This window comes from Chitinophaga sp. (assembly GCF_035564935.1).
Classification (GTDB): Bacteria; Bacteroidota; Bacteroidia; order Chitinophagales; family Chitinophagaceae; genus Chitinophaga.
Window position 1 is genome coordinate 1 of record NZ_DATMTE010000757.1, and the last position, 14914, is coordinate 14914.

The 14914-nt window shown below is 50.2% G+C and carries 12 protein-coding genes; 2 read left to right on the forward strand and 10 right to left on the reverse strand.

Annotated features, from left to right (window positions below; translation table 11 throughout):
- Window positions 1-429: DUF899 family protein (locus VN105_RS19570; RefSeq protein WP_325643322.1), on the reverse strand; the 429-nt coding region annotated here is incomplete at its 3' end.
- A gap of 134 nt (window positions 430-563) precedes the next feature.
- Here VN105_RS19570 and VN105_RS19575 point away from each other — a divergent pair.
- Window positions 564-1547 carry a GlxA family transcriptional regulator gene (locus tag VN105_RS19575; protein ID WP_325643324.1) on the forward strand — a complete coding sequence of 328 codons (984 nt, stop codon included), beginning with the start codon at window positions 564-566 and terminating at the stop codon, window positions 1545-1547.
- A 4-nt stretch (window positions 1548-1551) separates the two neighbouring features.
- Here VN105_RS19575 and VN105_RS19580 read toward each other — a convergent pair whose 3' ends face one another.
- Window positions 1552-3918, reverse strand: a complete 2367-nt coding sequence (locus tag VN105_RS19580; RefSeq protein ID WP_325643325.1) for an ABC transporter permease — start codon at window positions 3916-3918, stop codon at window positions 1552-1554.
- A 207-nt stretch (window positions 3919-4125) separates the two neighbouring features.
- Here VN105_RS19580 and VN105_RS19585 point away from each other — a divergent pair, with 207 nt between their 5' ends.
- Window positions 4126-6000, forward strand: coding sequence for a M1 family metallopeptidase (locus tag VN105_RS19585; RefSeq protein ID WP_325643327.1), 1875 nt, complete (start codon window positions 4126-4128; stop codon window positions 5998-6000).
- 32 nt (window positions 6001-6032) lie between these two features.
- Here the strand turns inward: VN105_RS19585 and VN105_RS19590 are convergent, their stop codons facing one another.
- The 8 genes from VN105_RS19590 to VN105_RS19625 all read right to left on the reverse strand — a co-directional run.
- On the reverse strand, window positions 6033-6692 hold the full coding sequence (locus VN105_RS19590) for a response regulator transcription factor (protein WP_325643329.1): 660 nt from the start codon (window positions 6690-6692) through the stop codon (window positions 6033-6035).
- Window positions 6693-6694: 2 nt separating this feature from the next.
- Window positions 6695-8095 (reverse strand): ATP-binding protein, encoded by a 1401-nt coding sequence (locus tag VN105_RS19595; RefSeq protein ID WP_325643331.1) that lies wholly within the window; start codon window positions 8093-8095, stop codon window positions 6695-6697.
- A 33-nt stretch (window positions 8096-8128) separates the two neighbouring features.
- Window positions 8129-8842, reverse strand: coding sequence for an urea ABC transporter ATP-binding subunit UrtE (urtE, locus tag VN105_RS19600; RefSeq protein WP_325643333.1), 714 nt, complete (start codon window positions 8840-8842; stop codon window positions 8129-8131).
- On the reverse strand, window positions 8839-9594 hold the full coding sequence (gene urtD / locus VN105_RS19605) for an urea ABC transporter ATP-binding protein UrtD (protein WP_325643335.1): 756 nt from the start codon (window positions 9592-9594) through the stop codon (window positions 8839-8841). Before urtD ends, urtE begins: the two co-directional genes overlap by 4 nt.
- A 1-nt stretch (window position 9595) precedes the next feature.
- A complete protein-coding gene (gene urtC, locus VN105_RS19610) occupies window positions 9596-10675 on the reverse strand; it encodes an urea ABC transporter permease subunit UrtC (RefSeq protein ID WP_325643337.1) in 1080 nt (359 codons plus the stop codon).
- A gap of 11 nt (window positions 10676-10686) precedes the next feature.
- Entirely contained in the window at window positions 10687-12330 is a 1644-nt protein-coding gene (urtB, locus tag VN105_RS19615) for an urea ABC transporter permease subunit UrtB (protein WP_325643339.1), read from the reverse strand.
- Between the two features lie 53 nt (window positions 12331-12383).
- Window positions 12384-13691: an urea ABC transporter substrate-binding protein gene (gene urtA / locus VN105_RS19620; protein WP_325643341.1), complete on the reverse strand. Its 1308-nt coding sequence runs from the start codon at window positions 13689-13691 to the stop codon at window positions 12384-12386.
- A 43-nt stretch (window positions 13692-13734) separates the two neighbouring features.
- The coding region (locus tag VN105_RS19625) for a hypothetical protein (RefSeq protein ID WP_325643343.1) at window positions 13735-14914 on the reverse strand (1180 nt) is incomplete at its 5' end.

The window sequence follows — 14914 nt, forward strand, 5'->3', positions numbered from 1 at the left end:
CATACGTTTGCGGAACGCTTCCAGCGTTGCCAGCGGTGCGCGCGATACCACTACTAATGATACATCGTGATGCTCCAGGTGGGGTAACACGCCATTAATGGAGTCTGCTGCAAAAGAGCAGCCTACGCATCCTGTTTCTTCATGGGGACCAAACATAAAATGCTGGATGATCAGCTGGCTGCGGCCTTCAAACAAATCGGAAAGGGTTACCTTGCCTTCCGGGCCGTTAAATACATAGTTCTTCTCTACTTTTTCCCATGGCAATGCCATACGCTCACGGGTAAGCTCATCTCTTAAACGGGTATATTCTTTCTCTTTCTGAAGGAACTTTTTCCTGGCTTCCTGCCATTCTTCAGCAGATACAACCTTGTGTGGGGGACCGGGTTTAACAGCACTATCTTTAAAACCAGTCGTTACAGGAGTACTCATGATTTCTATGATTTTAATGTACTACAAATCTCAGGAGTTAAAATGTAAAAGAGCGTGTGTGAATGCGACTAATTTAGGGGGTGTTTGTGCCACCGGAATAGGTTAAATTTGTGTTGTAACAGACACAAAATGCTATGAAGACTGTTTCCTTGCTGATTTATGAAGATGCCGTTTTATCGTCCGTGTCCAGTGTGATGGATATCCTGGTAGCGACCAACCGTTTTCTTGCTGAAGCAGGGAAAGAGCCTGCCTTTAAGCTGGAACTGGTGAGTGAAAAGATGAAAAATATCCAGCTCCATACGCCGGCCCAGTTTATTTGTTTTAAAACCATCGATGAAGTAAAGCATACCGATCTTATTCTTGCGCCCGCTTTTGAAGGCTCGCCGGATACCGTACTGGAAAAGAACAAGGCGCTGGTGAACTGGATCCGCACTATGCACGCCTGCGGTACAGAAGTTGCCAGCCTGTGCCTGGGAAGCTATTTCCTGGCCGAAGCCGGGCTGCTGAACGGCAAATCCTGCACCTCTCACTGGATGGCCCTCGATGATATGCGTAACCGCTACCCCGGTATTAATATCCTGCCGGATAAGGTAATGACAGATGAAGACGGTATTTACACCAGCGGCGGCGCCTTTATTTCGCTGAACCTGGTATTGTACCTGATAGAAAAATTCAGCGGGCGGGAAATCAGTATCCAGGTAAGCAAAGTATTCTCTATTGATATGGACCGTTATAACCAGGCGCATTTCGCTGTGTTCCAGGGGCAGCGCCGCCATGAAGATGAAGGCATCCTCAAAGCGCAAACGTACATAGAGCAACACTATGATCAGCAGATCTCCATAGAACAGATTGCCGGTATTGCCAATATGAGCAAGCGTAACTTTGTACGCCGTTTCAAAATCGCCACACATAACACCCCGCTGGAGTATCTCCAGCGCGTGAAAATTGAATCTGCCAAAAAAGAACTCGAAAACAGCGCACTCAATATCAATACCCTGATGTATAACGCAGGCTATAACGACCAGAAAACATTCCGCCAGGTATTTAAACGGTATACCGGCTTAACCCCGCAGGAATACCGGAGAAAGTACAGTCGCGCGGGCGCGGAGCTGAATTAGCACATTACTCCGTTCGCAGGCTCTTTACCGGGTTCATCAGGGCGGCCCTGGCAGACTGGTAACCGACCGTGAGCAAGGTAATAAGAATAGTACCCGCACCGGTGGCAATAAACAGCCATGCCGATAAGGGGGTATGATAGGCATAATGATTCAGCCACATCTGCATAAAATACCAGGTAAGCGGTGTAGCCACCAGCAACGCTATCACCACCAGCTTCACAAAATCTTTTGATAACAGCAGCAGGATGCCGGACACCGTAGCGCCCATCACTTTGCGGATACCGATTTCTTTAGTGCGCTGTTCCGCCATAAATGCCGCCAGGCCCAGGATACCCAGGCAGGAAATGAAAACAGCCAGCACGGCAAATACAGTGGTCAGTCGCGCAATGCGCTCCTCATCGGAAAACTTCTTCGCATACAACTCATCTGTAAAAGTAAAATCAAAAGGTCCTTCGGGGTTAAACTTTTTGAATACGCCGGCAATGCCTGCAAGCGCCGTTCTTAATGGCATGGCTGGGTTTACCCTTACGGTAAGGGCATTATACACGCCATATTGCAGTGAGAATATAACCGGTTGAACAGGTGTATAGGGAGATGCCATTACCATGTTTTTCACTACGCCAACAATCATATGCGGTTCGCCGCCGGCCTGTATAATTTTCCCGATGGGATGCTTTAATCCTGTGAGTTTTACCGCTGCTTCATTTAAAATGAGTGCGCCGGTATCGGTAGGAAAGCTCCGGGAAAAATCGCGCCCTTCTTTTATCTGCCAGCCAATAGTATTTCCATAATCATGCGAAACGGTTACAAACCCTATGGGCGCCGCTACGCCGGGTACCTTGCCTTCCCAGCTCAGATCATTGCTGTTGCCCGGGTTTTCCGTGGTAGGGTGCGAAGCCTTGGCCATATCTGCTACTGCGCCACTTTCCAGCAACGCCGCGCGTAATTCATTGTAAGGTGCCCCAAACATCTCAGGCGTATTCATGGTAAGGTTGATCAGCCCTTCCCGGGTGTAACCCACGGGGCGGTTCTTTGCATACTGGATTTGCTGGTATACAACCGCCGTTCCGATGATCAGTGCTATAGATACGCTGAACTGCAATACCATGAGGGCATTGCGGGGAAGCAGGGAAAAACGGCCTGCGGTAAACCCGCCTTTCAATATTTTTACCGGCCGGAAAGATGATAAATAAAATGCGGGGTAACTGCCGGCCAGTAAACCGGTAAGCAGCGCAAACCCGATACCGGTTATCCATAACCCCGGAGCCTGGAAGGGAATAACGATCTGCTTTTCGGTGATCCGGTTAAACAATGGCAGCAGCCACCATACCAAGCCTACCGCCAATGCAAACGATAAAAAGGAGAGGAGCAGTGATTCGCCGAGGAACCGCCGGATCAGCTGTGCCCGTGTGGCGCCAATAGCTTTGCGGATAGCGGTTTCCTTCGCACGCTTTGCGCTCCTGGCAGTAGAAAGGTTCATGAAATTGATACACGCCAGCAACAATACCAGCGCGCCTATGGCGCCAAACAGCCATACCAGGCGGATACGCCCGCCGCTTACCTGGCCGTTCTTAAACTCATTGTATAAATGCCACCTGTTCATAGGATGCAGCAGCAGCGTTTCTTTGCCTGCTTTTACATGTTGCTGTACTACGCCGCTGATCTTTGCGCTGGCCTTTTTCACATCAATACCTTCATTCAACTCCACGAACAGCTTCCAATAATGCGTGTCCCATTTGGATACTTCCTCTTTCAGCCAGGGAATAGTACTCACGGCCCGGTCCCAGGGCAGGAACAGCTGTGTACCATAAAACGCGGTGCTTTGCGGAAGATCTTCATATACACCGCCTACCTGCAGATCGGTACGGTTATCCATACGGATAGCTTTCCCCATAGGATCGGCGCTGCCGAATAAAGCCGTGGCCAGCGATTGGTTAATGATCACGGCAGTAGGATCTTTCAGCGCATCCCTTTTACCATGCAACATTTTGAGGGTCAGCATTTCGGGGAAATCTGGGCTGGCCCATACACCGGACTGCGACAGCCTCTTATCGCCCACCGCAATGGTATGCGTGAAGTTAGGGTACACAATGGCTACCCGTTTAAAATCGCCTGCATAGTTGTGGCGAAGTTCTTCCGCCAAGGGAATGGCAACGGCATCGCCGGTGGTGCTCTCTCCATTGATTTCCTGTACATCCATCACCTGCGCCAGCCGGTTATGACGTTCATGCCAGTAGTTAAAGGTCACTTCGTCCCGGATCCATAAGCCAATCAGTAAGGTAACGGCCATGCCGGTAGCAAGACCAACGATGTTGATGGCCGTATAACTTTTATTCTTTAAGAGATGACGGAGCGTAAGTTTTAACTGCATGCAAATGCTATTTTCGACCGTTGCCGGGAAAATGGTGCCGGAACCGGATGTTGTTTAATAACAACAAATTTATAGTTTTGGAGATGTTTTAATATGTTCGATTTTGATACAGGCAACGACCGGTTTTAAAAAACTGCCGTTTACATAAATCCCTGAGATGTTTCCCCATACTTCCCTAATTTTAACGCTTGTAACCAGCAATTGCTTATGAACAAACTTATTTACAGCCTGCTGCTGTTATTGGGTGCAAACACCATAGCATCAGCACAGGAATTGTATATGCCCCGTAATATCAAACAGGCATATGCAAACGGAACCCGCGACAAAAGCGGTGCACCAGGAAAGAATTACTGGCAGAACAAGGGGACATATAATATCCGCCTGTCAGTAAATCCGCCGGACCGCAAAGTGACCGGCAGCGAAACGATCAGCTATGTGAACAACAGCCCCAATGCTTTGAAAGGCTTCCTGCTTCGCCTCATTGTGAATTTGCACAAGCCGCAATCGCCCCGCTCCGGGTACACCAGCAAAAACTTCTTAACGGAGGGCGTTACCATCGATACGCTGATCGCCAATGGTGTGGCGTTGAAGATCAATAACGACGTGGGCACGGTAACGAATATAGTACTGCCAACACCGCTGCAGCCGAAAGACAGCCTGCAGCTGCAGATCAGCTGGCACTACGACCTTTCCATACAAAGCGGCCGGGAAGGCATGCTGGACAGCACCTCCGTGTTTATGGCCTACGCCTATCCCCGCGTATCGGTATACGACGACTACAACGGCTGGGACGGACTGGATCATACCGACCGGGTGGAGTTTTACAGCGACTTCAATGATTATAATGTATCGGTAACCGTGCCCAAAAACTTCGTGGTGTGGGGCACCGGTAACCTGCTCAATGCCTCGGAAGTATTGCAGCCTGAGTTCGCGAAACGCCTGGAACAGTCGTATACCGCCGATAAGGTGATGCATATTGCTACCCTCGATGAAATGCAACGCAAAGTAGTAACCCGGCAGCAGGAAAAGAACACCTGGAAGTTCAGGGCCATCCACATTGCGGATGTTACCTTCGCCGCCAGCAACCATTATGTATGGGATGCCTCCAGCGTGGTGGTAGACAGCAGCACTATGCGCCGCGCCAGCGTACAGGCAGCCTATAACGATACGGCAACAGACTTCCGTCATTCGGTAGCATTTTCACAAAATGCCCTGAGCTGGTTTTCCCGCCACTGGCCGGGCGTACCATATCCCTTCCCGGTAATGACTGCCGTGCAGGGCTTTGCAGACATGGAGTTCCCCATGATGGTGAACGACGGTTCTGTGGGCGACGACCTCAGCTTCGCACAACTGGTGCAGGACCATGAAATAGCACATACTTATTTCCCTTTCTATATGGGCATCAACGAAAGCCGCTACGCCTTTATGGATGAAGGCTGGGCCACCACCTTTGAATACCTCATCGGCATCGCGGAAAAAGGAAAGGAAACAGCGGATAACTTCTACAAAAAGTTCAGGGTTACCAAGTATATTTTTGATCCCTCTACGGAAGAAGACCAGCCTATCATTTCCATGTCCAACCAGGTAAGCGGAATGGGCTACAGCAATAACTCTTATGGCAAGGCGTCATTGTCGTACCTGGCGGTGAAAGACCTGCTCGGTGATGCGCGCTTCAAAAAATGCCTGCATGCTTATATGGACAACTGGCATGGTAAACATCCCATCCCCTGGGATTACTTTTATTCCTTCAACACCGCCGCCGGTGAAAACCTCGACTGGTTCTGGAACAACTGGTTCTTCAGCTATAACTACATCGATCTTACTTTATCTGAAGTAACACAAAACAAGAAACATGTATCGGTGAAAATTACCAATACCGGCGGGTTTGCGATCCCTTTTGATGTGATCGTGACCTTCGCGGATGGCAGCGAAGCGGCGTATCACCAAACGCCCGCGGTATGGAAAGCCAATACTAAAGCAACAACGCTGGAGCTGGCAGTGAAGAAAGAAGTAACCGCCGTGCGGTTGGATGGCAACCTGTTTATGGATGCCAATGCAAAAGATAACACCTGGAAAAAATAGATCCATGCAGGGAGCCGCGGCAAGCGGTTCCCTTATTCCTCTTTCAGTAACCCGTTTGTTTTACAATACTCCACGGCTTCTTCTATACTGTTTACCTGGAACTTGCGCAGGATGTTCATCCGGTGCGCTTCAATAGTGCGGATGCTGATGTTCAGCGATTCGGCAATGTCTTTATTATTAAGCCCCCGGCTGATCATGCGCATGATCTGTTCTTCCCGGCGGGAAAGGGAAATGTCCTGGGCGCCGCCATTGCCGGGCGTTTGGCGTGCATCCAGGTATTTCTTCACCAATACGTCGCTTACCTCCCCAATGAAATAATACCTGCCCTGGTGGATGGTGCGGATGGCGCTGAGGAATATTTTGTTGCTGGTATCTTTCAGTATATAGCCACTGGCGCCCATTTCAAGGGCGGCAGCTACGTAGTCGGGTTCGTCAAATAAACTGAAGAAGAGGATCCTGCCACGGGGATTTTTTTCCAGCAGGCGGATGCTGGTTTCCAGGCCGTTCATGCCCGGCATGCGGATGTCCATAATGATCACATCCGGGTGGATCCCTGCTAATTGTTGTATGGCATCTTCACCGCTGCTGGCTTCTCCAATCACTTCCATATCGGCTTCGCTGTTAATGAGCTGTTTAAGACCGTTGCGGAATATTTCATGATCATCTACTAAAAAAACGCCTGTTTTTTTCATTGCTAAAAAGTTATTGCCAACTGTACAATTGTTCCGGTGCCGGGCTGCGAATTGATCTGGAGCGTACCGCCCAGTAATTCTGCCCTTTCTTTCATATTGCGGATGCCATTTACTTTTTTAACCTGCTCGCCGGAGTATAGCTGCCGGCTGTCGAAATGAAAGCCCTTGCCATTGTCGCTCACGCTTAGCTGCAGGAAGTTGGCGGTACCGTCAATATCTATTTCAATAGTATCTGCGTCTGCATGTTTAATGGCATTGTTCAATGCCTCCTGCAAGATACGGTAAACGCCCGTTTTAACTTCCTTTGGCAAGGGTGCGGCCGATAAAGTTTCTTCCAGCTGGAACCCGATACCCGGCGCCGTTTGCCTGCATAGCTTTATCAGCTCCTCGATGGCGGCGCGTAGCCCGAAGTCTTCCAGCACACTGGGCAACAGGTCCGCACAGATGCGTTTGGTTTCATGGATGATGCTGTACATCATGGTATTCACCATGGCTATTTCGGGATCATGCTGTATGCTCCGGTCTTCTATTTGCTCCAGCTTCATCCGCAGGCTGGTAAGCATTTGCCCGATGCCGTCGTGTATTTCTGCGGCAATGCGCTTCCGTTCTTTCTCCTGTCCGTTGATGATGGAATAGGAGCGGATGCGTTGCTCCATCTCCTGGCGCAGTAATTTCTCCTGGTTGGCCAGCTGCACTTCTTCGGTTAACTTACGGGCCCTTTCTTCTGCATCTACCAACCCACGGATAATTTTCCGGATACGGGTAGAGAGGGGATAGAAGATCACGCCGGCTTCCAGCATCAGTGTAAACAGCACCAGGCCCAGTACAATGTATTCAATCTCTTTCAGGTTGCGGATGCGTTCCTTGGAAAAGCGGTCGTAGTCGAACACGATCAGTTCCATGCCCAGCAGGTACGATTTTTCATACGCCAGGATGGTTTGCACATAAGGGCGTATATGCGCCGCGTTAAAGGTTGTATCGCGATACAGCACCGTGATCATTTTACTGGCGGCGTCCCATATTTCCTGGTGAGGCGTGCGGATAATGTCAAACATCTGCTTCAGCTCATCCTGGTCGTTGGCCGGCAGGTTAAGGAAGTTGCTGCCTGCCTGTAAGCCTTCGTGCGATTTCTGCCACTGCTTCAGCGTATTGATAAACTCTTTCCGGTTGTCCTCTATATCGCGGCCGGATTCCAGCAGCAACGCCAGTTTGCTCAGGGTTTGACTGTAAGTGCGCAGTCTCGCGGCAAAGTTGATCACATGCGAGTCGTTCATCTGGTGGTTCAGCGCCTGCTGGATCTTGATCTGGCTGAACACCGACAATAACGCAATAGTGGTGAGCGCCACCGCGTAGAGGATGGTGAAGATCTTAAAAATACTTCTGTCTTCGGATACAGGATGCATAATGCTAAAGATAATAAAACCTGCCCGCGGCTACTATACGGCAATATGTTTTTCCAGCTCCGCGTGTTTCAGTTCTTCTGCGGTGCCATCCATCACCATGCGGCCACGGTCCATAAAATAGTAATGGTCGGTTACCTGGTTGGCGAAGTCTATCTTTTGTTCCACCAGTAAAACAGACAATCCTTTTTCCTGTACCAGCTGTTGCAGGATGCTGCCTATTTCCTGCGCAATGGAAGGCTGTATCCCTTCAGTAGGCTCATCGAGCAGCAGCAGGGAAGGGTTGCTTACCAGTGCGCGGGCAATGGACAGTTGCTGTTGCTGCCCCCCGGAGAGATTGCCCCCCGCGCGTTTGCGGAAATCTTTCAGGATGGGAAACAGGTGATAGATCTCCTCTTCGGGGATCTTTGCCTTCCGGTCGGGATGCGCTTCCAGCCCCAGTTGCAGGTTTTCATATACCGTTAGCTTCGGGATAATTTCCCTGCCCTGCGGTACATAGGCGATGCCTGCTTTTGCTTTTTTATGCGGCGGCAGCGTGGTAATATTTTCATTGTTGAAAACAATGCTGCCTTCCTGTGCAGGAAGCAGGCCCATAATGGTTTTTAGCAGCGTGGTTTTCCCAACGCCGTTGCGGCCCATCACCGTAGTAACGGCGCCTTTCTTTACCGCAAGGGTAGTGCCCCGCAGAATAATGCTCTGCCCGTATGCGGCGGAGATATTGTTTACAGCTAATACCGGTGTGTTCATCATAATGTTTCCAATTGAGCGTTAGTACGGCCTAAATAACAATCTATTACGCGCTGGTCGTTCTTTACTTCCGCGAAAGTGCCTTCCATCAGTCGTTTGCCGCGAACCAGCACGGTTACCAGTTCGTTGGCTATCTGTTCTACAAATTTCATGTCGTGTTCAATCACAATAATGCCGTGGGCTTTAGACAGTTCCAGCAGCAGCGCGCCGGTTTTCTCCGTTTCTTCATCGCTCATGCCGGCGGCGGGTTCATCTATCAGCATCAGGGTAGGGTCCTGCAGTACTACAATGGCAATTTCCAGCCATTGCTTCTGCCCATGGGAAAGATCGCCGGCCAGTTTGTACATCACGTTGGTGAGCGATAGCTTCACGGCTACATGGTGTATCCTGTCGGCCAGCGCTGGTGTGGATTTGAAGAAGAGGGAAGAAAAGATGTCTTTCTTCATTTTGGCGGCCAGCAGCAGGTTATCGTACACCGATAGCCCGGGAAATACAGACGGCTTCTGGAACTTGCGGCCAATACCGGCTTCAGCGATCTGTACTTCTGTTTTTCCCAGAAGGGATTTACCGTTAAAGGTGATATTTCCTTTGTCTGCTTTTGTTTTTCCGCAGATGATATCCAGGAAGGTGGACTTACCAGCTCCGTTAGGGCCAATGATCACCCGTAGTTCTTTATCGCGCAGGCTGAAACGATCCAGGTCCAGTGCATGTACACCGCCAAATGATACTGCCAGGTTATTTACGTCGAGTAGCATATCAGTGGGTAGTTTGAGGTGTTTTAAACCGGGTGGCGGAAAATCTTTGTTTGATGCTATCTATCAATCCCATAAATCCTTTATCAAAATATAATACCGTAATTACAAAAAGGAAGCCCAGTATAAACAACCATGAATCGGGGAATAAACTGGTGCAGATACTGTACAGGAAATTCACCAGCAGGGCGCCTATCACGGCGCCTTTCAGGTTGCCCCTTCCGCCGAGCGCTACCCACATCACCATTTCTACCGATGCTTTTACATCCATACGGCCCGGTGTAATAATACCGGTTTGAGGCAGGTACAGCATACCGCCTATAGCGGCTAACAGTGCCGCTACTACGAAAACGGCCAGCTTGTAATCCACTACCTTGTAAGCTGTATAACTGATACGGGATTCACTGTCGCGGATCGCCTGTAACACTTTCCCGAACTTGGAATGCGTAATGCGGTAACAGCAAAAATAGGCCCCGCATAATACGGCAAAGGAAATCATGTACAGCCCTAGTTTTACGGAAGATGAAGAGAGGGGGAAACCCAGTATGGTGCTGAAATCAGTAAGACCGTTGGTACCGCCTAAATTTGTTTCGTTCCGCAGGAAAATGAGCCACATCGCCAATGTAAGCGCCTGTGTAATAATGGCCATGTACACGCCTTTGATACGGCTTCTGAATAATACAAACCCAACAATAAAGGCAAACACCGCAGGGATGAGTAGGCACAGTACCAGCGACCAGCCAAAGGATTGGAACGGCTGCCAGAAGAAGGGCAGGGTGTCTATTTTGTTCCAGGCCATAAAATCAGGCAGCACAGCGCCGGCTGCTGCCGTTTTCTTTAGCAGCAAATGCATGGCAATGCCATAGCTGCCCAGGCAAAAGAAGAAGGCCTGGCACATAGAAAGGATGCCGGTATAACCCCATATGAGGTCAATACCCAGCGCCGCAATGGCAAAGCAGAAATAACGCCCCCATACGGAAATAGTGTTCACAGACAGGAGGCCCGACAGGTAACCTGCCGGCAGCAGGATCGCAAAAACAGCGATAAATAAAATATATAGCAGTGTGTTGTTGTTCGTTTTCATATGCCCGGTTTTTAATCTTCCGCAATGCGGCCTTTGTCTGGAAATAAGCCTTTGGGTTTATACTGCATGAACAGCATTATAAACACCAGGATAAACACTTTACCATATACTGCCTGGAAAAAGGACTCCGATATTTTTGTGAAGAAGCCAATGCCCAAACCGGAAAAGATAGTGCCGGCCAGTTTACCTACACCGCCTGTAACTACCACCAGGAAAGAGTCTACAATATAAGTTTGTCCCATATCAGGCACCACGTTGCCAATCAGTGTAATGGCGCAACCCGCCAGCCCGGCCAGTCCCGAGCCAATAAAGAAGGTAATGGATGCCACGCGCCGGGTTTCTATGCCCAGGCAGGCGCTCATTTGCCTGTTCTGTGTAACTGCCCTGATCTGTAAACCCAGCCTGGTGCGAAACAGCATCAGGTAGGTGAACAGCACCATGATCAGCGTAAGCACAATAATAAAGATGCGGTTATAGGGTAAGGTGAGATGCGGGGATACCTGCCAGCCGCCGGACAGGAGCTGCGGCGTTTTCACTGCGGTTAAATCACCGAATAACAAACGGGCGCTTTGGATCAGTATAAGGCTTACACCCCAGGTAGCCAACAGGCTTTCCAGCGGTTTGGCGTACAGGTGACGGATCACCAGCCGCTCCAGGATCCAGCCCATGGCGCCTGCCACGATGAACGACAGGGGCAGGGCGCAGAGGAAGAAAATATCTGTTTGTGGAATGCCCAGTGTATGGGTGAAAAATATTTGCGTGCAATAAGTGGTGTAGGCGCCTATCATCATAAATTCTCCATGCGCCATGTTAATGATACCGGCTAATCCATATACAATAGAAAGCCCAAGGGCAATGAGGATGAGGATACTGCCAAGACTTAACCCGCTGAAAAAATTCTGGATGCGCTGCAGGTTGTCGTACCGTTTCTCCAGGCTGATAGCCTTTGCGGCGGCATAGTGGGCGGTTTCCTGGTTAAGGAATCCTGCTTTGGCGTAGTTCCTTAACAGCACAGGTGCATTATCGCTCCAGTTATCGCCGATGCTGTCAATATAGGCGTTGGCGTTAGCTGTGGTAGTCGCCTTATGTAGTTTGGCGGCATACAGTACATCTTTACCGGTGCGGCGTGCATCGGCGTTGGTTTCCTTTGCCAGTGCGGCCTGCAGGAGCGGGAGCGTGGCGCTGTCGCCCACATTTTTGAGTTGTGAATAAGCCAGGATGCGTTTTTGCGCATCGTTACTGAAAAGGTTCAGCAGCGGTGCAATGCCGGCCAGTTGGAGGCGGTCGCCCCGCGGGATGTCAACCGTTTTGAGGGCGGATAATGGCAACAGCAGCGGTTGCCCGCTGCTGTTGGTAAGGAGTGTGTTATCGGGATAAAGGGAGTAAAGCCGGTAGGTTCCTTCGCCGGTAGGTTTACTGTCCACCGTAACCGCTTTATTATCCAGCAGGTACAGCTTTTTATCATTGATCGCCATCAGCAAAGGGAAGGTGGCCGGGATACGAAGGGCGGCCAGCCTGCCAATAGCCTGTGTGCGCACGGAGTCGGCGGGTGGTTGCAGCAGCTGTGAGGTATAGATGGAGGCGCTGTCCTGCCCCGCTGAAAACAGCGGCAGCAGCAATAAGCAGCACATCAGCATCCGTAAGGAAGTATTCATCGCGTCGTTTTTGATAAGTTGGAAATAGCCTGTCTTCAGTAAAAAAGCATTGCTTATTTTTTAGCGTAGGTACCGTTGTGGTTCACCCAGTCGCAATCTTTATCAGGCGATGTTAAAGGCGACCATGGTTGCGGATCTACCAGTCCTTCAGATTTCCAGATGATATCAAATTGCCCGTCGGGTTTTATTTCGCCGATCACTACCGGTTTAGCCAGGTGATGATTCCGTGGATCCATTTTTACCAGCCCGTCGGGAGAAGGGAAGTCCAGTCCGTATAAAGCGTTGCGTACTTTTGAAACCTCGAAGGAGCCTGCCTTCTCAGCGGCTTTGGCCCAGAGGTACACGCCGGTGTAAGCCCAGCAGATAGGATCGTCTGTTACTCTTTTATCGCCGCCGGGGAGTCCTTTCTTAGCGCAGAAGGCTTTAAAGTCGGCCACGAATTTTTTATTCTCGGGCAGGTCGTTCGACTGGAAGTAGTTCCATGCCGCCAGGTGTCCTACCAGGAACTCCGTGTCCATAGAGCGGAGTTCGTCTTCCGCCACAGAAAACGCCATGATAGGGCAGGTAGCTGAAGAGAGGCCCTGGTTGGCAAACTCCTTATAGAAAGGCACGTTGGAATCGCCGTTGATGGTGGAAAGGATGCAGGCTTTACCATCTGCTGCAAAGCGTTTCACTTTTGAGATGATGGTTTGATAATCCTGGTGGTGGAATGGCGTATATTCTTCAATGATGTTTTCTTTCGGGATGCCTTTGGAAAGCAGGTAGGCTTTCAGGATCTTGTTGGCCGTGCGGGGAAACACATAATCTGTTCCCAGCAGGTAAAACTTTTTATAGCCACCGCCTTTTTCGCTCATCAGGTATTCCGCTGCGGGAATCAGTTGCTGGTTGGGCGTAGCGCCGGTATAGATCACGCTGTTGGAGCATTCTTCCCCTTCGTATTGCACCGGGTAAAAGAGGAGGCCATTGTTCTGCTCAAATACGGGCAGTACTGATTTACGGGATACGGAAGTCCAGCAGCCGAAAACAGCAGATACTTTTTTATCGATGAGCAGTTCTTTGGCTTTTTCTGCAAACAGGTCCCAGTCGGATGCCGGGTCTACGATCACCGGTTCTATCTGTTTGCCCAGCACGCCGCCTTTGGCGTTGATTTCGTCCACCGCCATTTGTACCGCATCTTTTAAGGATACTTCAGAAATGGCCATGGTACCGCTGAGGGAGTGGAGCACGCCTATTTTCACGGTTTCTTTGGTAGCGGAAGAGTCGCTGCTGCCGCTTTTCCCGGCGCTGTTGTTACAGGAAGAAAAGAGTGCCGAGGCGCCCAGGAGCAGGATGGGTAGTTGTTTCAGGAAAGCGTTTCTCATGTTGACTTATATTTTATAAAGAAGATGAATGAATGCTTGTGTCTTAGAAAATGAAGAACTGTGCCTGGAGCCATACCTGTCCGAATGTTTTTTTCGTATAGTCGTCTGGTATAGTGGTGGCCACGTTGTAGGTACGGGTAGTGTAGGAGAGGCGCAGGTTAGTACCGGTGCCGTTGAAAAAGTAGTTGAGTCCCCCGCCCATTACGGTGCTGGAGTTTATTTTATCGAAGTTGGCAGGTTTAACGGCGCCGGCTTGTGCGGCATCTGCGCTTACGTCCTGGTTTTCGTACCGGATCCAGGGTTGGAGTTTCGACTTTTTAAAGTAGTAGCCGAGTTCCAGGAACTGAACGGTTTGTTTGGGAATGAGGGTAGCAAAGGAATATTTGGAATCCAGGCTGGTACCTCCGGTCATGTACTGGAAAGCTGCGTTGAGTGTAACGGAGCCTGCGTTGCCGAGCGGGTGGTCAAAGAATACATCGGTGCTAAGGTTGTAATAGGACGCCTGTGTGTCGAAGCCGGCGCCCCATGCCAGGGTTTTGCCGTTGCCCAGTTTAGTGCCTGCGTAGTAGAAGTCTTTTTCCGCATCCAGGAAGTTGTAGGCAACGCGGCCTACCGTACGGAGGGGAGCGCCGCCATCTACGTTGCGGCCGGTGAAAACGCCGAGCCGGTATTCCAGTTTATCGTTTGCGAGAAATCCGCGGGCGTTGACCCCGAGGTCACGTCCGAAATTTCCCTGCAGCGGACTGTTGGCAAACAGGTTATAAGGGTACTGGAAGTAGGTGAAATCGTTGGCCATTAACCCGGCGGCGCCCTGTAAGCCGTTACGGTTGTTGGATACCAGCTGCATGCCTGCTATGAGCTGGAATGCGTTGGTAAAAGTATACTCCAGCTGTGCGTCCAGGATAATGGGCGATACCTTCACGTTTTTTTCCCCGTTGGATTGGATGCCGATGGGAGAAGGGATTTCCGTTTCCATAAAGAAGCTGGCTTTTTTTGTGAGCTGGCCGCCCACCAGTACCCTGGCCCGGTAAATGGAAAAGCCCTTGTTCCAGTCTTTCGCCGTTTTGTCATTACCGGGAGCACCAAACCCTGTTTGTTCCCCGGAGGCGAACATGTGTACAATGGCACCTACCTGGATAGATGGTTTAAAGGGCAGGTCCGATGCCTGGAAAAGGGTGATAGCTTTAGCGCTGTCGTTGCTGGTATTTAAAGAGGCGGGAAGT